Origin of the sequence: Bacillus sp. FSL E2-0195 (genome assembly GCF_038003645.1) — a bacterium.
Lineage (GTDB): Bacteria > Bacillota > Bacilli > Bacillales > Bacillaceae_G > Bacillus_A > Bacillus_A mycoides.
Map to the genome: position 1 here is coordinate 500,386 of NZ_JBBOPN010000002.1, position 24,208 is coordinate 524,593.

General features: G+C 39.5%; 5 protein-coding genes. All 5 read right to left on the reverse strand.

Translation table 11 applies throughout. The features are described from left to right. Nucleotides 1-595: 595 nt before the first annotated feature. The 5 genes from MHH59_RS29835 to MHH59_RS29855 all read right to left on the reverse strand — a co-directional run bounded on the left by MHH59_RS29835 (nt 596) and on the right by MHH59_RS29855 (nt 24,207). Nucleotides 596-970 carry a putative mucin/carbohydrate-binding domain-containing protein gene (locus MHH59_RS29835; RefSeq protein WP_258550635.1) on the reverse strand — a complete coding sequence of 125 codons (375 nt, stop codon included), beginning with the start codon at nt 968-970 and terminating at the stop codon, nt 596-598. 30 nt (nt 971-1,000) lie between these two features. Then, nucleotides 1,001-1,723: a thioesterase II family protein gene (locus MHH59_RS29840; protein ID WP_144513558.1), complete on the reverse strand. Its 723-nt coding sequence runs from the start codon at nt 1,721-1,723 to the stop codon at nt 1,001-1,003. Nucleotides 1,724-1,739: 16 nt separating this feature from the next. Beyond that, nucleotides 1,740-2,414 carry a 4'-phosphopantetheinyl transferase family protein gene (locus tag MHH59_RS29845; RefSeq protein ID WP_003192751.1) on the reverse strand — a complete coding sequence of 225 codons (675 nt, stop codon included), beginning with the start codon at nt 2,412-2,414 and terminating at the stop codon, nt 1,740-1,742. 416 nt (nt 2,415-2,830) lie between these two features. Then, on the reverse strand, nt 2,831-17,740 hold the full coding sequence (locus MHH59_RS29850) for a non-ribosomal peptide synthetase (protein WP_340853616.1): 14,910 nt from the start codon (nt 17,738-17,740) through the stop codon (nt 2,831-2,833). Further along, a complete protein-coding gene (locus MHH59_RS29855; RefSeq protein ID WP_340853618.1) occupies nt 17,737-24,207 on the reverse strand; it encodes an amino acid adenylation domain-containing protein in 6,471 nt (2,156 codons plus the stop codon). Before MHH59_RS29855 ends, MHH59_RS29850 begins: the two co-directional genes overlap by 4 nt. Nucleotide 24,208: the final 1 nt, after the last annotated feature.

Consider the following 24,208-nt stretch of genomic DNA (forward strand, 5'->3'; position numbering starts at 1 on the left):
CCCATACATGAAAATTTAGTTTCATTTACAAAAGAACAAGTAAAATAAATAGAGGATTTTTGGCACGATAACAAGATAAGTAATTGAAATGAAGCAATTCGTCAGCTAGTAGAAAAGGGTTAAGTCTTAAATAATGACTAGCCTTTTTATTCCCCCTAAAAACCCCAAAAACACATTTAAAGTCCTTATCTGTCTTTACATATGTTTTTAAAATGAACAAGACCTATTTTAACTTGTCCATCGAAACGCAAAATAAACAAACCTGAAAAGTCGTTTTTAAATTAAACTTCCTTCTTTTAATACACTCTTTAAAAAATTGAAAAAGAGCTGAATTTTTATCACAGCTCATGTATTTATTAGCTCTGTATGCGTACATGTAGAGTGTTGAGAATATCCAAAAATCTTGCTTCCTGTTTTATTTGATTTACAAAATCAGTCTTTCCTAAATCAGAAAGATTTCATTAACAGAATTTTCGGACTTATAGTATAAAATACGATTCCGTTAAAAATCTACTATCGTTCCTCTTCATATATTGGCACCAGAACCTCCTTTTTAACCAAAAAAGTTGAGGATTCCCCCAACTTTTTGATTCATCTATTGTCTTATTAGTCCTGTAGATGTAACCTGATATATTCTCTTCTTACCCATATATTCCTGTTTGCCATTCTCAAGATTAGTTAAAGTTGCTCGTATCTTTTCCTTTTCTGCTTCCCCTTCTATATGGGTAAGTTCAATGTAATCCCCAACTTTTACAGGAACGGTTTGGGTTTCAGCAGTTCGTTGTCTATTTCCCACAATTTCTTTATTGTACACAACGCTACCCGATGAGTTCTGTACTTTTATACTTGCATACGTACTATTAAAGTAGGAATGTGGTATACCAGCTTCTAATTGTATCTGCATTTTTTCTATCTCTTTATTCAATGATGTTTCAACAGAACCTGTATTTTTCACCTTTAATATTTTTATTTTTCAACCATAAGTATACCTAGAAATATTCTAAAAACTAGTTGAAAATCTTTTAGATTCTAACTTTCTTATAATACCACTTGCTATTTCTTCAATATTTTCATTTAGAAAGAAATGATTACCTTCAAATAAATTGAAGGTACACGATTTACTTGTGTATTGTTTCCATTTTTTTACCTCATCATATGTAGTTAATTCATCTTTTTTTCCGTTCAATACAAGAAAATCAATGTCACATGCTCGTATATTGTTGTTATGGATATATGTCTCTACAATTTTAAAATCTGCTCTTAGAATGGGGAGAAAAATTCCCATTAATTCTTCTGATTGTAGTACCTCGGTTGATGTTCCCCCCATTGCAATAACTTCATTTTTGAATTGTTCATCGGGTAGGTTATGTCGAATATTTTTTATCTTACTATTAGGATGATTTCTACCGGATAAAACAAGAAATTCAGGCAATACATTATTAGAATCCTGTATTTTTCTAGCTAATTCATAGGCAATCAAGCTTCCCATGCTATGCCCATATAAAATATAGGGCGAATTATCTAGTTGCTTGACTATACTATTGTAGACATCATTTACAGCCTCTTCCATACTCTGGTACAGGCTTTCTTCAATTCTATATCCTCTACCGGCTAACTCTATTGGAACTACTTCAATATGTGGATTAAAGTAATTTTTCCATTTTGAGTAACTAAACGCAGAGCCACCAGCATGTGGAAAGCAAAAAAGTTTAGTCTTATTCATAGATTTTCTCCTTACTTTAAAATTTGTTTATATTTTGGCCAATTGTATAAAAGTCTTTAATTATTATCTCATTCGGTAATTCATCACGTGTTGCACAAGCAGATATCTTATAATTTGGATCAATATTATATTGTCTAAAGTAAAAGTTTTGAGGTATATTCGTGTATGAAATTAAAGTTCGTGACTCTTTTTTTACAGAGAATGAATTTAACGGGATATAAAGTCCTTTACCAATCATTTTTATATGGCTTTCTTTTAATGTCCATAAATCAAAAAAATAATTGATTTGTTCATCAGAATTCATATTAGATAAATCATAAAATTCTTCCTCTGAAAAAAATTCATTTGCTAATTTAAGAGCCTCTATGTCTGAAACTCTTTCAATATCAATACCTACATTAGAATTAGCAGTGGCACAGACCACCCATTCTCCTGAATGCGAAATATTAAAGTGAAAGTCAGAAAAATTTTGAACAAAAGGTTTTCCGTACTCATTATATATAAATTTAATTTCTTCATTATTCATTTTATATTTTTGGCAAACTAGGGAACGGATTAATAAATCTCCTATCAAAGTCCTATTAATATCACATAAATTTAATAAACGCTTCATTCGTTCTCTCTTCTCATTTGAAATCAAGTTACTAAATTGATTAAACAAATGATTTTCAATATTTTTTGGTATTTTCACAGCATGAATTTGTATGATAAATCACTTCCTTTTTAAAAGGATTTCTTCCTATGTATACGTTATAGAAATTCAATTTCATTTTCTAACTTGCATTTATTCAAGTGCAAATATAATAGAAAAGGTGCATATTTACATATCAATGAAAATATACACCTTTCCTCAGCAATATCATCAAAGCATTCGCTTCTGGTACAAAAACTTCAGAGAATTTACAGCATACTATGAACAACTCATATATGTTTCTATGTCCCTATCAAGCAAGCCCCTTAAAAAGTAATGCTCTTGATATATATATACATAATCTCCTACACTTGATGTGCAGTTATTGGACTGCTCTCTTTATTTACACTACTACTCACAAATAACAACTTTAATAATAACAATGTTTGTTTATAAAGTTGCCTCTTTTGTGCTCTCTACTTTTCCGTTAGCGAAAGGGATGTCTCTTTTATTCCTTCTAATTCATTTAGTAGATACTTAGCTAACTTTTCAACTGCGGGGGAAGCTACTATTTCTTCGTGTGATCCAGGGACCGAATACATATTCACTCTTCCTTTTAATAAAGGCTTCCAATCCGTAAACAATTCTTTACCTTCCTCAGCACTAAAGTAAATAACTTCCCCAAAATATGGTGTTAAATCATGCTCTGCCATTAAATTCAGACATTTCCTGTGAGCATTGATAATTTGCTTCAAATTCGTAAGATTTGCATCAGGCGGGAGCACTCCTTCCACAATTAATTGTTCAACAAGCATGTCCTGTTGATGAACAAGCTCTTCTTCCTGGTCCACTAGCTCTATATGGATGAAATGCTCCAATATATAAGATAGCATTTCATCCTCTGTCTTGTAATCCCGTTCTGAAGGCACCTTGGTATCCAATAGTACCAACACCTCAACTTCTTCTCCCTGGTTCCGTAGCATAGTTGCGATTTCATAGGCGATGGCACCGCCCAGAGACCATCCTCCCAGACGATACGGCCCCTCTGGCTGAGCCCGCTTCATTTCCTCGATGTAGAGTTGCACTACTTCCGATAAAATCAACCCGTTCATTCCTTCTTTCTCTACGAGAGGATTCTGTAGACCATAAAATGAGCAGTGATCCTTGAGTAACCTTGCTAGCTGAATGTAACAGAGTACATTACCCATAAATGGGTGAACACAGAAGAAAGGTCTTTTCTCTGATTCTTGTAATGGAACCAGAACCGATAATGATTCTTCCATACGATGATTCTCACGGATGAGACAAGCGATTCCTTCCACTGTCGGATTCTTAATTAGTGCGGGCACCTTAATCTCTTTTCCAAATTTCTCTCTGACCTTTGAAATCAATTTGATTACAAGGAGAGAGTGACCTCCTATATTGAAGAAATCATCGTTTACATGGATATCTTCTAACTGTAGCAAATCCTGCCAGATTGTAATCAGCTGATACTCGATTTCATCCCGTGGGATGATTGGTGTAGAAAAGGTACTTTCTCTTTGAATCGTTAAGCTGTTCAGTGCCTTTCGATCAACCTTCCCATTTGTTGTAAGCGGAATCGCATCCACCTCAATAAAGTGTGCAGGAATCATATAATTCGGTACTTGCCTCTTGAGATGCTCACGCCATTCATGCATACTTCCTTCACCCACCACATAGGCAACCATTCTCCGATCTCCTGGTTGGTCCTCTCTTATCAAGACTATAGCCTCTTTCACCGATGGATGACTTTCTAAATTCGCTTCAATCTCTCCAAGCTCAATCCGGAATCCTCGAATTTTCACTTGATTATCGATTCTTCCCAGATAATCCAAATGGCCATCAGCTAAATAGCGGACTAGATCTCCCGTCCGGTATAACCGTTCCCCTTCATTAAATGGATGAGGAATAAAACGTTCTAACGTTAACTCTGGACGATTCAAGTATCCTCTCGCTAGGCCTGCTCCACCGATATAAAGTTCACCCGTTACACCAACTGGAACAGGTAACAACTTCTCATCCAATACATAGGCTTGAACATTTGGCAACGGACGCCCAATGGTTACTCTCTTACTATCTTTTTTGATACGATAGCATGTCGCATCAACCGTACATTCCGTAGGACCATATACATTATAAAAATGGATATGGTCATTCTCTACTAGTTGTTCCCACAGTGATGGCATAATCGCTTCTCCACCGACCAGTACCTTGCTTGGAACATGAACACTATCGTTTTTTTCTAACAACCCCTCATCTATGAGTAATTGGAGTAGTGAAGGTGTTATATCAAACATTTCCAACTTATTCTCCCGAATATAAGATACAAACTTTTGAGGATCACTGCGAACTTCTGTTGAAATAATATATAAACTAGAACCATACAAAAGCATTTGTAATTGTTTAACGGATGAATCAAAGGCGATTGAGGCATTTAGACCAACGCGCATGTTATCATGTGCCCGATGTGAAAAAACCTCTTTCTGTAAACCATAGGATAGATTTAATACCGAATGATGCTGCACCATAACCCCTTTTGGATTCCCGGTCGAACCTGAAGTGTAGATAACATACGCCAAGTTTTCTCCTGTTACTTTACATATTGGTGAAAGGGTGTTTTCTTGCGAAATCATTGCTTGATCTCGGTCCAAACAAACTGTTTCAACTTCTTCAGGTATCCAACCTTGTGATACTTTGTTCGTAACCAATATTTGAATTCCTGTGTCCTCCAGAATATATCGTAGGTGACTTTCTGGATACGATGGATCCAGCGGAACATAGGCTGATCCAGCTTTCAAGATTCCCATGAGACCGACAATCATCTCAACTGAACGTTGGAAACAAAGCCCGACCAATGACTCCGTCCCAATCCCACATTTCTGAAGATAATGGGCCAATTGGTTTGCTTTCTCATTCAGCTCTCGATACGTCAACTGCTGATTTTCATCTACCACTGCCACCGCATCAGGTGTACGATCCACTTGATCTTCAAACAGTTTGTGGATCACACTCTCACGTGGATACGCTGCTGCATTATCATTCCATTCTTCCAGTAGTTGTTTCTGTTCTATTTCCGTAACATACACCAGCTCCGACAGAGTTTGATCAACGTTCTCGATCATTTGCTTAAACACCTGGCTTAAATGCCCCAGCATCCGTTCAATAGTGAGACCATTAAACTTGCTACGATCATACTTCAACTTTAACAACAACTGGCTTTCTGGGACAACTGTCAATCCTAATGGATAATGAGTTTGCTCTACTCCTTCCAACTCACCAATTTCTAGATTTCCTGAGGACTCCTCTTTCACTGGGTAGTTTTCAAACACATACAAGCTATGGAACAGTGGGGTTCCTCTAGGAACTTCACTCCATCCTTGAATCTCTGTCAAAGAAGCATATTCATATTGTCTTCTTTCTATCTCTTCCTCTTGTATCTTCTGCAACCAATCCATTATTTTTATATTATCTATCAACTGAATTCGCGTCGGTGATGTGGCAATAAAAGGACCTACAATGTTTTCAACATCAATAATCTCAGTAGGGCGTCCTGAGCTAGTTACACCATAGACAATGTCATCTTCTCCACTATACCGGCCCATGAGATACGCCCACGCACCTTGAATTACCGTATTCAAAGTGAGCCTATTGCGCTTCGCCCAGTTTTGTAACGCTTGGGTTTGCTCTTCTGATAAATAAGTTACCTTCTCTGTGTAACCTTTTTCTTGCTCTTTACTTTCTAAACCCAGCAGAGTTGGAGCTGTAAAACCTTTAAGTTTCTCTCTCCAGAATTGCTCCGCCTGATCCTGATTCTGCTCTCTTAGCCATTGAATATATTTCTTGTATGGCGATGACTTAGGTAAATGCACGGCTTCTCCATTCATTCTCTTCTGGTACACTGTAAGCAATTCGTTAAAGACCAGTGGTAGGCTCCATCCATCCAACAGAATATGGTGATGTGTCCAAACAATCCGATATTCTTCCTCACCTTCTTGAATGACAGTCACCCGCATCAATGGCGCTTCATCAAAAAGAAAGGCTTGTTTTCGATCCAATGCCAAAAAGGCTTTTCTTTTCTCCTCTTTTTCTTCAGCAGTCAGCGTACGCCAATCTTCTACATTCACCTTAAATGGAACACTCTCATACACCACTTGTAAAGGCTCTTCAACTTCATCCCAAAGGAAAGATGAGCGGAAAATTTCATGCTGCTGAATTACCGATTTCCACGCCTGTTCGAAAGTTACAATATCCAATTCTCCTCTAATCATGAAACTTAATTGCACTATATACGGCGCTACATGTTCATCCCCTTGGTCATGCAATGTATGGAAAATCATACCTTCTTGCAAAGGCGATAGTGGATATAAATCGGTAATCTGATAATTATTTCCACAATTCATCTTGGATAATACTTTTGTCAAACTGGCTTGGTCAAGATTAGCCATCACAAAATCTGAAACGGTCAGTGCAGATTCTCCATCCGCAGATTGAATCAATTTACTTAGTTGATGGAGCATATTCTCTGCAATACTTTTTATCGTTGATTTCGCGAATTGTCCTACATTGTATACCCAAGTGAACTGAAGTTTCCCATCCGTTACAATTCCAATTACATCGATTAAATGCAAGCGCTTGGAACCAGAAGCATGATCTAAGCGCTTAAATCCGTTCTCCGGAATAAGCATTGCATCGTCAGAAAACATTTGGTCAAATTGTCCAAGATAGTTAAAACTAATAGACGGTGTATGTTGAGACCCCCATTTCTCACACATTGTTGTGTTCAGATACCGCAAAATTCCATGGTCAACACCCTTATTAGGAATTTTACGCACTTGTTCTTTAACTAATTTTAATGCTGCAATTGGCGTGTCGGCACCGGTAATATTTAAGTGAACAGGATAAATACTTGTAAACCACCCCACAGTTCTAGATAGGTCAACGTCTTCGATAATCTCTTCCCGACCATGCCCCTCCAAATCCACGGTCAGCGCCGGATGACCTGTCCATGCTGCCGTAGCCTGTACCAATGCTGTCAATAGTACCTCATTGATTTGGACACGATGAGTGCTTGAAATTTCTTTCAATAACGTACGGGTCTCTTTCTCATCCAGCACCACGGTAATCTCCTCGGTTCCTGTGTTTGCTGGAACTTCGAGGGTGGTATCCACTGGTAGCATAGCCACTTCTTGTTCGGATTGCTGCTCCCAATAATCACGCACTTCTTGCACAATCCCAGCTTCAGCGTAATGATGCAATTTCTCCGACCACGCTTTAAAGGATGTACTCTTTGTAGGTAATTGGATCATCTGATCCTGGCTCGCTTGATTATACGCCGTTTGCAGATCCTCCAGTAAAATCCGCCAAGAAACACCATCCACTGCTAAGTGATGAATCACCCAGAATAATCGGCCGGCTCTTTTCTCACCTTCATCAAAATACACCATTCTCATTAGCGGTCCTGCGTGTAAGTGCAAGCTTGCTTGTGCAGTGTCAATCTCCGTTTGAATCACTTGATGCCATTCTGCTTGCGGCACTTCTTCTAATGAAATAACGGTCAGCGTCGATTGTTCTTCGATTCCTTCGTTCCGCTGTTTCCAAGCTCCATTCGGTAACCGTTCATATCTTAAACGCAAGGCATCATGATGGATTAGAAGGGTACGCACAGCTTTCTCCAGTAATACTATATCCAGTCGCTCTTTTGTTCTAAAAAACATGGATTGATTCCAATGGTGTGGGTTTGGATGATCTTGTGCAAAAAACCATTGCTGGATTGGTGTAAGGATCAGTTCTCCAGTTACAACTCCCTGCTCTGCTTGTACACCCCGTTCTTCATTGACTACTTGCGCCAACTCAGCAATCGTTTGGTGTTCAAACATTTGCTTTGGCGTCAATTGCAAACCTGCTTGCTTCGCACGAGAGACAATCTGAATGCTGAGAATCGAGTCTCCACCAATTTCAAAGAAGTTATCATGGATTCCCACCTTTTTAATCCCTAATACTTGCTTCCAAATGGTGGCCAGTGTTTCTTCGTTACCATTCCGCGTGGCAACACATTCACTTTCGATTTTCCTCTCCTCTGGTACAGGTAAGGCCTTACGATCAACTTTTCCGTTAGCAGTTAGTGGAATGGCTTCCATCATCACAAATCCTGAAGGAACCATATGGCTTGGTAGTTCCGCCTTGAGATAATCTCTCCACTCGCCTACATTCTCATCACCCACGACATATGCCACCAACCGTTTATCACCCGGCTGATCTTCTCGAACAATTACAACAGCCTCTTTTATGGAGACATGTGCGTTTAAAGCAGATTCAATTTCTCCGAGCTCAATTCGGAAACCACGGATTTTCACCTGGTGATCAATCCGCCCAAGATAATCCAGATTTCCATCAGGTAAGTATCTCGCTAAGTCTCCTGTCCGATATAATCGCGCTCCTGGGTCACTACTGAATGGATGAGGAATGAAACGCTCTGCAGTCAATTCGGGTCTGTTTAAATATCCACGTGCAAGTCCTGCTCCACCAATATATAGTTCGCCAGCTACGCCAATAGGCACAGGTTGTTGACAAGCGTCTAGTACATACACTTCTAAATCTGGAATCTGTTTTCCTATATTACTTCTTGAAGCATACTGCACATCATCTTGAGTAATTGGATAATACGTAACATGAACGGTAGTTTCTGTAATTCCATACATATTAATTAACTGTGGTTTCTGCCCTCCATACCTTTGAAACCATGGTACCAAGCTGGTAGGATCGAGTGCTTCCCCACCAAATATGACATAGCGCAGATGCAAGTCTTTCTTCTCATCTTCTTGTTCACACACTTGTATCAATTGTCGAAATGCGGATGGTGTCTGATTAAGAACCGTAACCTTTTCCTTTACTAACAGTTGATAGAAATCCTTGGGCGATCGACTAATCCAGTAAGGAACAACAATCAATCTTCCGCCATGGAGTAATGCCCCCCAAATCTCCCATACCGAGAAGTCAAACGCATAAGAATGGAAAAGCGTCCAAGTATCTTTTTCATCAAACTGATACCAACATTCCGTCGATTTAAATAAACGAATCACATTGTGATGCTCTACCATAACTCCCTTTGGATTCCCTGTTGATCCCGAAGTATAGATTACATACGCCAAGTTTTCTCCTGTCACTTCACATATTGGTGAAAGGGTGCTTTCTCGCGAAATCATCGCTTTATCCCGATCCAAACAAACTGTTTTGATTTCTTCAGTTATCCAACCTTCTAATGCTTCGTTCGTGACCAATACTTGAATCCCTGTGTCCTCCAGAATATATCGTAGGCGACTTTCTGGATACGATGGATCCAATGGAACATAGGCTGCCCCAGCTTTCAAGATCCCCATGAGACCGACAATCATCTCAACTGAACGCTGGAAGCAGAGACCAACCAATGACTCGCTCCCAATCCCACATTTCTGGAGATAATGTGCCAATTGGTTTGCTTTTTCATTCAGCTCTCGATAGGTTAACTGCTGTTTTTCATCTACCACTGCCACCGCGTCAGGTGTACGATTTACTTGCTCTTCATACAGCTGATGAATCCCAAATTCCTGTGGATATGCTACAGCATTATTATTCCACTCTTCTAACTGTTTTTGCTGTAATCCTGACAGTATCGGCAACTTAGCTAATGATTTATCAGGATGTTCCACGATTAAATTCAACCAGTTTCCAAAATTTTCGGCTATGGATTCAATAGTTAAACTGTCAAATAAATCAGTCCTATAAACAAAAGTAAGCAATAAGCCCTCTTCCACTTCTGCGGCAGTTAAACTTAAATCAAATTTGGCGATTGAAGCGTGGCTGTCCATTACTTCTATATTTCGTCCATGTAGCTGTGGTAGCTCTTGTCCCGTATTTTGCAAAGTAAACATGGTTTGGAAAATCGGAGAATGACTTGTACTTCGTTCAGGTTGGATAACCTCCACAATTTTCTCAAACGGAACATCTTGGTACTCATATGCCTTCAATGCTTTTATCCGCACTTGAGACAACAACTCTTTAAATGCCGGTGCGCCACTTAAATCAGCCCGATAGACTAACGTATTGACAAAGAAACCAATCAATCCTTCAATCTCTCGATAATTTCGATTCGCAATTGGGCTTCCAACAAGAATATCTGATTGTCCTGTATAACGGGCAAGGAAACTTTGATAAGATGCCAATAAGGTCATGAAAAGCGTTGCCCCTTCTTGACGACTAAGTTCGTTTAATTTATCCAGTAATGAGCGTGACAACAACACATTATGAGTTAATCCATGGTGGGTTTGTACCGGAGGACGGGGACGATCCATCGGCAACATTAAGACTGGTAACTCACCAGACAGTTCTTCCTTCCAATATGCAAGCTGTTGATTTAGTACTTCCTCTTTTAACCAATCCCTTTGCCATTGAGCAAAATCGGCATATTGAACTGGTAATGGTGCGAGCTCTGCTGGTTTTTCGCCAATCGCCTCCTCATAAAATACCATCCATTCTTGGAGCAAGATTTCCATCGACCATCCATCCGAGATAATATGATGCATATTACACAGAAGAACCCATTCTTCTTCTGAAATTTTCACGATTTGTCCACGGAACAATGGCCCTTGCTCTAAGTCAAATGGGGATTCCACTTCAGTTTGAATCCATTGCTCCACTTCTCTTTCTCTCTCTTCTGGAGAAATCTTAGTTAAATCAATTTGTGGAAGGGAACGGAAAGTATACGGTTGAATCTTCTGCACAGGATGACCGTCCACTTCATGAAATACTGTCCGCAATGATTCATGACGCTCTATCAACTGATTCCATCCCAACTCCAATGCTTCTAGTAACCAATTTCCTGTAAGACGGCATACCATCGGCATATTATAAAGTGCACTATTAGGTGTAAATTGATCGATAAACCATAAGCGCTGTTGAGCATAAGAAAGTGGAATGGCATTTCCTCGTTCCATCGGCATCAATGGTGGAGTTTCTCGTTTTTTGCCTCCCTTACGTAACTGATCTAATCGCTTCGCCAGTGCCTCCACCGTTGAATACTCGAACAGTTCACGCACCAGTAGTTTTATTTGAAAGACTTCTTGTAAACGTGAAACCACTTGAGTAGCAAGTAGAGAATGACCACCAAGTTCAAAGAAAGAATCCTGAACACCTATATTTTCTATTCCTAGCACTTGACTCCACACTGAAGCGATAAGTTCTTCTAGCGGAGTTCGTGCGTGAACGGTATTTTCAGTAGATAATTTGCTAGGTATTGGCAATGCCTTTAAATCAAGTTTTCCATTCGGTGTAAGTGGTAAAAATTCCATCTCAATAAAGTTTGTTGGGACCATATAATTTGGTAAATGTGTTTGTAGATGCTCTCGCCATTCTTGGACACTTCCTTCACCAACTACATAAGCTACTAATCTCTTGTCGCCTGGATCATCCTCTCGTACCAATACAACCGCTTCTTTCACAGAAGAATGTGCCTGCAAAACTGCTTCTATTTCTCCCAATTCAATCCGGAAACCACGAATTTTCACTTGGTCATCTATACGACCATGGAACTGGAGAGCACCATCAGAAAGATAACTTGCTTTGTCTCCGGTGTAATAGAGACGCTCTCCTGACTTGAATGGATGCGAAATAAATTTTTCCTTTGTAAGGTCCGGACGATTAGCATATCCACGAGCAAGACTCTTCCCTCCAATATAGAGATCTCCAATCACACCACTTGGTACTAGCTGAAGATGAGAATCTAACACATAAACTTCTGTATTCGCAATCGGTCGACCAATCGATGGCGTACCTGTTGTCACTCCTACAGGTACATAACAATCCGTGGTAACAACGGTATTTTCCGATGGACCATACTGATTGATTACCGCAAAAGGAATATCGTTAGATGGATACTGCGTTAATTGATCCCCGCCGGTAATGATAAAACGAAGATCCGTTTTACCTGGCCAAGATAATTTCAAGAGTCTTTCCAGAATAGGCGTAGGTGCAAAACTAGCTGTTATTCGCGAATCAATGAGCCAGTCTCTTAGTGCTTCTGGATTAATTCTCAGTTCCTCTGTTGACAAGTAGAGTGCTGCACCAGCAGTTAGATACGGCCAAATCTCCTGGACAGCCGAATCAAAAGCAATCCCTGCAATCTGAGTCGCACGATCCTCTGCTGTAATACGATAAACTTCTTGATGCCAAGAAACCATATTCATTAATGAGCGATATTCAATCATGACACCCTTTGGCTTTCCTGTAGAACCAGAGGTATAGACAATGTAAGCTAAGTTCTCTGGATTTATCTGCCGTGTAGGTGCGATTACGCTTTCCACTGTTAACTCTTCTAACCTCACCATTTCGACCTGTTCGAAAAGGCCTTCTTGTCCTTCCGCCGTCACTACGAATTGAATTCCTGCATCTTCAATCATGTATTCTAACCTTGATTTTGGATACAACGGATCTAAAACGACATAAGCTCCACCAGCTTTTAATATGCCTAGTAAACTTACCATGAGCTCAGCCGACCTCGGAAGATAAACTCCAACGACTGACTCTGGAGCAACTCCTTTTCGCTGTAAAACATTTGCCAACTGATTTGCTTGTGCATCCAGTTCACCGTAAGTCCAATCTTTTGTTTGATCAACTACCGCAATCGCTTCAGGACGCTTTGCTACTTGTTCCTCAAATCTGTCGCAAATAAGACCCTGTGGGGGCATTTCCATTACAGTGTCATTCCATGTTTCTAATAACAAAGTACGCTCAGGTTCCGATAGCATGCTCAGACTATGCAACGGATTTTGCGGGTAATGGGAAACTTCGTGTAGCCATTTCTCAAAGTGCCCTGCCATCCGTTCAATAGTTGTGGCATTGAATAAATCCTTATTGTATTCAAAAGTAAAAAGTAATCCCTCTTCCGTCTCAGCTACCATTACGCTTAAATCAAACTTTGCGATTGGACTATGGCTTTCTATCATTTCAATACTTCTACCAGATAACACCGGGAACTCTTGTTTCATATTTTGCAAGATGAACATAGTCTGGAAGATTGGCGAATGACTTGTACTCCGCTCTGGTTGTACAACTTCCACAATTTTTTCAAAAGGGATATCTTGATACTCGTACGCCTTCAATGCTTTTTGACGAACCTGAGACAGAACATCCTGAAATGTCGGTCTACCACTTAGATTAGCCCGATATACCAAGGTGTTGACGAAGAAACCAATAAGTCCTTCAATTTCTCTATAATTTCGATTAGCAATTGGACTTCCGACCAGAATATCTTCTTGTCCCGTATAGCGGGATAGAAAACTTTGATATGCAGCTAACAGGGTCATGAAGAGTGTAGCCCCTTCTTGACGACTAAATTCATTTAATTTGTCATGTAGCGTGCTTGGCAGAACCAGGGTGTATGTCGACCCGTGATGAGTTTGTATTGCGGGACGCGGGCGATCCATAGGAAGTTGGAGTACAGGAAGCTCCCCAGACAATTCTTCCCTCCAATATTGGAGTTGTTGATCAAGCACTTCCGCCTTCAGCCATCCTTTTTGCCACTGAGCGAAGTCGGCATATTGAACCGGTAATGGTTCAAGTTCTGCTATCTTTCCATCCGTAGCTTTCTCATAGAATGCCATCCATTCTTCAAGTAGGACTCCCATTGACCATCCATCTGAAATGATATGATGTAAAGTACAAAGGAGAATCCATTCTTCCTCTCCCACTTGCAAAATACTTGTCCTGATTAGTGGGCCCTCTGTTAAATCAAATGGCACTTCTGTTTCTTGTTGAATCAAACGTTTAACTTCTTCTTCTCGGTCTTCTGGAGAAAGCATAGTTAAATCCGTTTTCGGAATTGATCGAAAAGCATACGGTTCAATTTGCTGCACGGGCTGACCGTTCACTTCATGAAAGACCGTCCGCAATGATTCATGACGCTCTATGAGCTGATTCCATCCCTTTTCCAATGCCTCAGGTAGCCAGCTCCCTGTAAGGCGGCATACCATTGGCATATTGTAAAGGGCGCTATTAGGTGTAAATTGATCGATAAACCATAAGCGCTGTTGGGCATAAGAGAGCGGAATAGTTTCCCCTCTTTCCATCGGCATTAGTGGCGGAATCTCTCGTTTTCTATCTCCTTTACGTAACTGATCTAATCGCTTTGCCAGTGACTCCACCGTTGCATACTCAAATAGTTCACGTACCGGTAATTCGATTTGAAAGATTTTTTGTAAGCGTGAAACTACTTGAGTAGCTAGCAGCGAGTGACCACCAATCTCAAAAAAAGAATCCTGAACACTTATATTTTTTATACCTAACACTTGGCCCCATACGGAAACAATGAGCTCCTCTACTGGTGTTCGTGATGAAGTAGTAATATCTTCACTTATGAACTGTGCCTCCAATTCCAATAAAGCTTTCCGATTCACCTTACCATTTGGAGTGAGTGGCATCCCTTCAACTTGGAAGAAGTATGCCGGAACCATATAATGTGGCAATTGCTTCTTAAGATATTCACGCCACTCTCCAGTATCCCCTTCACCCACTACATAGGCTACTAACTGCTTATCTCCTGGTCGATCTTCCTTCACCAACACGACAGCCTCTTTTACAGATGAGTGATCATGTAAAGCTGCTTCGATTTCTCCCAGTTCAATTCGGAATCCTCTGATTTTGACTTGGTTATCTATTCTTCCAATATACTCCAAGTTACGATCATTCATATATCTCACCAGGTCACCCGTTCGATATAATCGTTCCCCTTCCTTAAAGGGATGCGGAATAAAACGCTCAGTAGTTAACTCTGGTCGATTGAAGTAGCCACGTGCCAATCCTACTCCTCCAAGGTAAAGTTCCCCCGCCACACCAATCGGTACCACCTGTTGATGTTGATCTAACACATACAACTCTGTATTATCAATTGGACGACCAATTGGAATAAGCATAGGTTCTTTTTCTAAATCACAATTATAATAAGTCACATCCACAGTCGCTTCGGTAGGACCATACAAGTTAATTAACTTTGTTTGCTGAACATCGTAAAATACCCCCTTAAAGCGGCGAACCTGTTCAGTATTTAATGCTTCTCCACTAGTAAAAACCTGATTTAAAGACGCTACATCCCTTTTCGAATTATATTGTTCCATATAATCCAAGAAAGTAGATAACATCGACGGAACAAAGTGAATGGTGTTCACACGATATCGTTCGATATACTCCTCAATCACCGCAGGATCTTTCTCTCCTCCTGGTGGAAGCAAACAAACACGTGCTCCTACAAATGACCACCAAAATAATTCCCAGACAGAAACATCAAACGAAAACGGTGTCTTTTGTAGAATTGTATCCTCCTCAGATAATGGATATTTTTTCTGCATCCACTGTAGGCGGTTGATAACCGAATGGTGTTCAATCATTACTCCCTTCGGATTTCCCGTCGAACCCGAAGTGTATATGATATAGGCTAAGTTATTTGCAGTTACTCCACTTACCGGAGCCAAATTACTCTCTTTAGAAATCATTACTTGATCCCGGTCTAAACAAATTGCTTGAATATCTTTAGGTAACCAGTCCTGTAGTGCCTCGTTTGTTAACAGCACTTGAATTTGTGAATTCTCTAAAATGTATCTCAGGCGGTTTTCGGGATAACTTGGGTCCAGTGGGACATAAGCCCCTCCTGCTTTCAAAATCCCAAAGAGACCAATAATCATATCAGGAGAGCGTTCAACACATATACCAACCAATGATTCAGGTCCTATACCTTGTTTTTGTAGATAATGTGCCAATTGGTTCGATTTTTCATTGAGTTCTTGATACGTTAACTTTCCACCCTCATAAACTACCGCCACTGCATCAGGTGTACGTGCCACTTGCTGCTCAAATAGCTCATGAATCATACACTCATGACCATAAACTATGTCAGTATCATTCCATTCTTCTAGGAGTTGTTTCTGCTCTGTGTCCGATAACATTGACAGCTTTGTATATGATTCATCTGGATGATACGCGATTTCATTTAACCAGTTCTCAAAATGGCCTGCCATACGTGCAACGGTACTACTATCAAATAAATCCGTGTTGTATTCAAATGAGACAAATAGACCTTCTTCCACTTCGTAGGCAGTTAAACTCAGATCAAATTTTACAATAGACATATTACTTTCTACCATTTCGATACTTCTACCAGACAAATCTAGTCGTTCTTGTTTTATATTCTGTAGTGTAAACATGGTCTGAAAGATAGGAGAATGACTCATACTTCGTTCAGGTTGCACAGCTTCTACCACTTTTTCAAATGGTATATCTTGATATTCGTAAGCTTTTAACGCCTTTTTCTTTGTTTGGTTCAAAATCTCCCGAAAAGTAGGGGTGCCACTCAAATCTGATCGGTAAACCAACGTATTAACAAAGAAACCGATTAATCCTTCTACTCCCTTATGATTCCGATTTGCAATCGGACTTCCGACTAGAATATCTTTTTGCCCCGTATAACGAGCAAGAAAGCTCTGGTATGCAGCCATTAAAGTCATAAATAAGGTAGATCCTTCTTGTCGACTTATATCCTTTAATTGATTGAGTAATCTATAAGGAAAAATCACGTGATGCGTATCCCCAGAGTAAGTTTGCGTAACCGGTCGAGGTCGGTCCACTGGCAGTTGTAATATAGGAAGCTCCCCAGACAATTCTTCCTCCCAATACGTGAGTTGACGATTTAACACATCACCTTGCAACCACTCCTTTTGCCACTTCGCAAAGTCTGCATATTGAATGGATAGTGAACTTAATTTAGCAGGATTCCCGCCCGTTTCTTCTTCATAGAAAGTAAGTAATTCATTCATGAGTATACCGATGGACCAAGCATCAGAAATAATATGATGCATCGTACATAGTAATAACCATTCATCCTTTCCTAATTGAACAAGCTGATTACGAATTAAAGGGCCATTCATTAAATCAAATGGTTCTTGCGCTTCTCTCGCAATTAAACTATCTACCTCTTTTTCTTTTACTTCTAGAGGAAGTTGCGAGTAATCCCTTACGGGTAATGCTCTAGGAAGGAATTCGACAATTTGTTGTACAGGTTGTTCTCCTACTTCTTTAAAAACGGTTCGTAATGATTCATGACGTTCAATGAGTCGATTGAATCCCTTTTCTAATGCTTCAGGAATCCAATTTCCTTTTAGATGCCATACAGTTGGAATATTATATAAAGAACTGTTTGGGTTAAATCTGTCCATAAACCACAAACGTTGTTGTGCATAAGACAACGGAAGTGCTTCTTTATTCTCCTTTTTTTGCATTTTCTTCTGAAGCCAAGCTCTTTTCTCAGGAGAAAGTGAACTCAGCTTTGCATGTAAATCACTTCTCATTTTTTTACCCCTTCCTCAACTAAATTACTCTCGAATATTCCTTGTGCTTCTTCCTCTGATAGCTCTTCTAATTGCTTAAGTAGTTCAAGTAATTCTTCATCATTACTCACTTCTGCTTCTTTTTGAATATAGTCTTGAAGACTTACATTCTCCTTACTATCATTCTGTATTTCTTGATTTTTGTTATAGAACAATTGATCAATCTGTTTTGCCAATTGTTGCACCGTATGAAACGTAAATAGATCATGCAATGGTAACTCGATTCCAAAAGCCTCTTTAAGATTGGAAACAGCTTGTGTAGCAAGTAATGAATGCCCACCTATTTCAAAAAACGAATCCTGCACTCCAATATTTTCTACTCCTAAAACTTGATGCCATATTGAAACGATTGTTTTTTCCGTAGGTGTACGGGGAGCAATATACCCCCTCACTATCTCCTGTCTCTCTGGTACTGGTAAGGCCTTCCTATCAATCTTTCCATTTGGAGTGAGTGGAAATGCATTCAATCCGACAAAATAGGCTGGAATCATGTAATTTGGTAGCTGGTCCTTGAGATAATCACGCCACTTATGAGCATCCCCATCTCCCACAACATAGGCAATCAAACGTGGATCACCAAGATAATCTTCCCGCACCATCACAAGAACTTCGTTAACTAATGTATGCTTTTGCAATGTCGCTTCAATTTCTCCTAGTTCAATCCGGAACCCACGAATTTTTACCTGATGATCGATTCGGCCAAGATACTCCAAATTTCCATCTGGCAGATACCTTACTAGGTCTCCAGTCCGGTATACTCGCTCTCCTTCTTTAAACGGATGCGGTATAAAACAATCTTGCGTTAAGTCAGGACGGTTTAAGTATCCACGTGCTAATCCTGATCCACCAATGTAAAGCTCACCAACTACACCAATTGGAACCATTTTTTGTTCAGCACTCAGTACATATACTTCTGCATTGAAGACTGGTTTACCAATTGGTGGTACCCTATACATGACACCCTTTTCTAATTCCATATATGTGGAATACGTAGTATCTTCGGACGGTCCATATAGGTTGTACACCTTCTCAACCGTACTTCTCTCGTATAAATCTTGAACGAGTGAATATGGTAATGGTTCTCCAGCCAAATTCATCACCTTTACCGAAGAAGGAATTGTTTTTAAGCGAACCAGTTCCTTCGCTGCCGATGGCACAGTATTGACCAAAGTCACACCCTTGGTAGACAACTTGTCTAGATGTAGAGCATTTTCAGCGACAATCACCTTACCACCCATCGTTAAGGGAACAAACACTTCAAAAACGGATAGATCAAAGGATAGCGAAGTTGAAGCTAATACTCCCGCTAATTCCTTTTGGGAATATGTGTGATGCGCCCAATGAATCATTGTTACTGTATTCCTGTGCTCAATCATTACCCCCTTTGGATTTCCAGTGGAACCTGAAGTATAGATAATATAGGCTAAATTATCGCCCGTCACTTCACTGGTACACACTGTAGTTACTTCTTGTTCTATTTCTTCTCGATCACGATCAATACAAATCACGGCAACGGATTTAGTTATAACCATTTTTTGTTGTAACTTTTCCTGTGTCACCAGTACCTTTATTTGAGCATCCTCTAAAATGTATTGCAGTCGACTTTCCGGATACGCTGGATCAATTGGGACATATGCTCCTCCTGCCTTCATAATTCCTAAGAGGCCGACAATCATCTCGGATGAACGTGTAACGCAAATCCCAACCAATGATTCGCATGCAACACCATTTTTCTGTAAATAATGTGCCAGCTGATTCGAGCGTTCGTCCAACTCTCGATATGTTAGTTCTTCATCTTCGCACACTACTGCAATTGCTTCTGGTGTTTTTTTCACTTGTTCTTCAAACAATGTATGAATCGTGCTTTCTTGTATATCTACAACACCTGATTCATTCCATTCCTCTAGTAATTGCTTATATTCTGCTTTCGATAACATATTCAGTTCAGATAATAAATATTTTGGATGAGAGACAATTTGATTTAACCAATGTTCAAAATGACTTGCCATGCGTTCAATGGTTGTATCATTAAACAAATCAGTATTGTATTCAAAGGTTAGCGATAATCCTTCTTCCGTCTCAGAAGCAAATAAACTCAAATCAAATTTCGCAACAGAAGCATGACTTTCCATGAGTTCCATGTTTCTTTCAGATAGCTGAGGAAACGCTTGTTTCGTATTCTGTAAAGTAAACATGGTTTGAAATATAGGTGAATGACTTGTATTCCGTTCCGGTTTTACAGATTCCACCACTTTCTCAAATGGAATGTCCTGATACTCGTAGGCTTTTAGTGCTTTTTTTCGTACCTGCGACAAAAGTTCTTGGAACGTCGGATTTTCACTGAAATCTGCTCGATAAACCAACGTATTTGCAAAGAAACCTATTAATCCCTCAATCTCTTTAACATTTCGATTTGCAATTGGGCTTCCAACCAAGATGTCGTCTTGTCCTGTATAACGAGAAAGGAAGCTTTGATACGCTGCCATCAATGTCATAAATAAAGTGCATCCTTCTTGCAGACTTAAATCTTTGAGCTTTTCCTGTAGGGAATTCGCCACCGTTAAGGACTGACTTGCACCACGGTGGGTTTGAACCGCAGGTCGAGGACGATCCATCGGTAATTGTAAAACCGGTAGCTCCCCAGATAATTCTTCCTTCCAATATTGAAGGTGCTGATCCAAATTCTCTTCTTTTTGCCATTCCTTCTGCCACATGACAAAGTCTGCATATTGGATAGATAACTCCTTCAATTCGACCGGTTTTCCGCTTAGTGCTCCTTCATAAAAAGCCATCCATTCTTCAAGTAAGATTCCCATTGACCATCCATCTGAAATAATATGATGCATCGTACAAAGGAGAACCCATTCTTCCCTGTCCACTTTCAATATTCGTGCTCGAATTAGAGGACCTTGTCCAAAATGAAATGGTTCCTCCGCTTCGTTTTGAATGAGCCGTTTCATTTCTCTTTCCCTATCTTCTAAAGAGAGATCTGTTAGATCCGTTTGAGAGATATGTCTGAATACATGAGATTGAACCTGTTGAAAAGGTTCACCCTCTTGTTTTAGAATTATCGTTCGTAATGATTCATGACGCTCAAACAACTGATTCCATCCGGATTCCAATGCTTCAATTGACCATTTACCTGTTAAGCGACACGCTGCATGAATATTGTACATCGCACTATTTGGCATTAATTGTTCAATAAACCATAGACGTTTCTGCGCATAGGAAAGTGGAATAGATTCTTCTCGTGTCATAGGTACAAGGGGTGGAACCTCTCGTTTTTTATCTTCTTTGCGCAACTGATCTACTCGTTTCGCTAATGCTTCCACTGTATCGTGCTTGAAAAGTTCACGTAATGGGATTTTGATTTGGAACAATTCTTGCAATCGAGAGACGATTTGAGTAGCAAGTAGTGAGTGCCCACCACTTTCAAAGAAGGAATCCTGAATACCAATATTTTCTGTCCCTAACACTTGACCCCAAACCGAGGCAATAAGCTCTTCCGATGGCGTCCGAGGTAGAACATTTAAATCTCCAATAGCTTGCTCATCAGGTGCTGGCAAGGCCTTTCGGTCAATTTTCCCATTCGGAGTAAGCGGGAAGTGTTCTAACTCTACAAAGTGAGCTGGAATCATATGATTCGGTAATTGGTTTTGTAAATACTCTCTCCACTCTTGGGTATTTCCATCGCTTATTACATATGCAACCAATCGTTGATCACCTGGACGGTCTTCTCTAACTAATACGACAGCCTCTTTAATAAACGAACATTTTTCTAAAGTCGCTTCAATTTCTCCTAATTCAATCCTAAAACCGCGCATTTTTACTTGATGGTCCATTCTACCTATAAATTCTATATTTCCATCAGTTAGATATCTTACTGAATCTCCTGTTCGATATAGTCGTTCCCCCAATCGAAATGGATGCGAAACGAATTTTTCAGCAGTAAGATTCGGACGATTTAAGTATCCACGTGCTAAACCAGCACCACCAATATATAACTCACCCTCAATTCCTATTGATTGCAAGCGTTGATTTTGGTCTAATACATATAATTGCGTGTTCTGTATTGGCTGCCCAATAGAAACAAATTCTTGATTAGGCTGAATATCAAATGCATTTACATAAATAGTGGCTTCAGTTGGTCCATAAAAGTTGGTTAATTTCACTTGTCCACTATAATTCCATTTCTGTTGAAATCGTCTAACTAACCCTGAACTTAGTTCTTCTCCACCAGAAAATACATGGCGTACGGACGAACAATTCATGTTCAATTCAATATGATTGAAGTGATCTAAGAAAACAGATAACATCGAAGGTACAAATTGAACTATAGTAACCTGATGTTTTTTAATCACTTCAGCTATAATAGAAGGATCTTTTTCTCCACCTCGAGGTAGGAAAGATACACTTGCTCCAACGTGAATACCCCAAAATAACTCCCAAACAGATACATCAAATGAGAATGGGGTTTTCTGCAAGACCACATCCTTTTCAGAAAGTGGATATTTATGTTGCATCCATTCTAGGTAATTGATTACTGAATGATGCTCAATCATCACTCCCTTTGGATTACCTGTAGATCCTGAAGTATACATAACATACGCTAAACTTCTCCCTGTTACACCACTTATACATGGGATTGATTCTTCTTTTTTAATTGCAGTATAATCTTTATTCATACAAATCGTTTCAACATATTCAGATATATATAAATTTTTTGAATTTTCTTCCGTCACTAGTACTTCGATTCCAGCATCCTCTAATATATAACGAAGCCGACTCTCTGGATAAGTAGGATCAAGTGGAACATACGCCCCTCCTGATTTTAGAATACCTAATAACGCTATCATCATTTGTAATGAACGTTCCATATATACCCCGACTAGAGACTCTGAACCTACACCACGCTTTTGTAAATAATGTGCTAGCTGATTCGCACGCTCATCCAACTCTCTATAGGTAATTTGTTCATTTTCGTACATTGCTGCGATTGCTTCTGGATTTTTCTTGACTTGCTCCTCAAACACCGTATGAATCATGCCTTCAGCTGAATATTTTACTTGAATATTATTCCATTCCTCTAGTAACTGTGTCTGCTCTTCCACTGTTAAATGAGTAATTTCAAAGAGTTTTGAATCTAAGCTCTTCGTCATCTGAATTAATATTTGCAATAAGTGACCCTGAATCCGATTTATTGTTTTTTCATTAAAATAGCTTCGATCATACATCAACTTTAAAGTAATTTTCTTACCGGGCATTACAATGAGTGTTAAAGGATAATTTGTTTGTTCCGCGCTTTTAACATCTAGTAATCTTAAATCATCATTTCTCTTACCTTGAATTGGATAATTTTCAAACACATACAAGGTATGAAATAAGGAACTATTCCGCGGAACCTCACTCCACCCTTGAATATCAACCAACGAATTATGCTCATATTGTCTTCGTTCCATTTCTTTCATCTGTATTTTACGAAGCCAATCTACTACTGATGTATCATCCGTTAATTGAATTCTCGTAGGTAATGTGTTAATAAATAGACCTACCATATTCTCTGCTCCTATCAAATCAGTAGGACGTCCAGAGCTAGTTATGCCAAATACGATGTCACTTTCACCGCTATACCTACTCATCAAATAGGCCCATGCGCCTTGTACTAACGTATTCAATGTTAATCGACTATTTCGTACCCACTCTTGTAAATTCTCAGTGAGTTCCTCAGATATCTGATAAACACACTCTCCATAGCCCTTCTCCTGTTCTTGATCCTTTCTTTCCATCGCTAATGGCGTAGGTGCATAAAACCCCTTTAATTCTTCTGTCCAAAATTCCTCTGCTTGACTTTGATCTTGTTTATTTATCCACTGGATATATTTTTTATAAGGAAGAGATTTAGGAAGATTCAACAATTCTCCCTTTATCATCTTGAGATAAACTTCCATCACTTCACTAAAGACCAATGACACACTCCACCCATCTAGCAAAATATGATGATGTGTCCAAATGATTCTCGTTTCCTCTTCTGCTTCTTTAATCGCAGTGACTCTCATCAACGGTGCTTCATCCAATAAAAATCCTTTTCTACGATCTGCAGTCAAAAACTGGTGTAATTTCTTCTCCCTCTCCTCATGCGAATGGGCACTCCAATCCTCTTGATGAATAGTAAAAGGAAGACGTTGGTAAACTGCTTGCAGAGGTTTTTCTACTTCCTCCCACACAAATACTGAGCGTAGAACTTCATGTCGATGAATAACATATTCCCAAGCCTTTTCAAAAGTAGCAACATCCAATTGCCCCCCGAGCAAGAAGCCTACTTGTACAATGTAGGAAAAAGAATGTTCATCATCTTGATCGTATAAAGTATGAAACAATATTCCTTTTTGCAAAGGTGATAATCCATATATATCTATAACGTCTCCCATC

Bases quoted from the DNA above. Each gene is read 5' to 3' on its own strand.
- MHH59_RS29855 (WP_340853618.1), bottom strand. From the start codon at position 24,207: ATGGGAGACGTTATAGATATATATGGATTATCACCTTTGCAAAAAGGA.
- MHH59_RS29850 (WP_340853616.1), bottom strand. From the start codon at position 17,740: ATGAGAAGTGATTTACATGCAAAGCTGAGTTCACTTTCTCCTGAGAAA.
- MHH59_RS29840 (WP_144513558.1), bottom strand. From the start codon at position 1,723: ATGAATAAGACTAAACTTTTTTGCTTTCCACATGCTGGTGGCTCTGCG.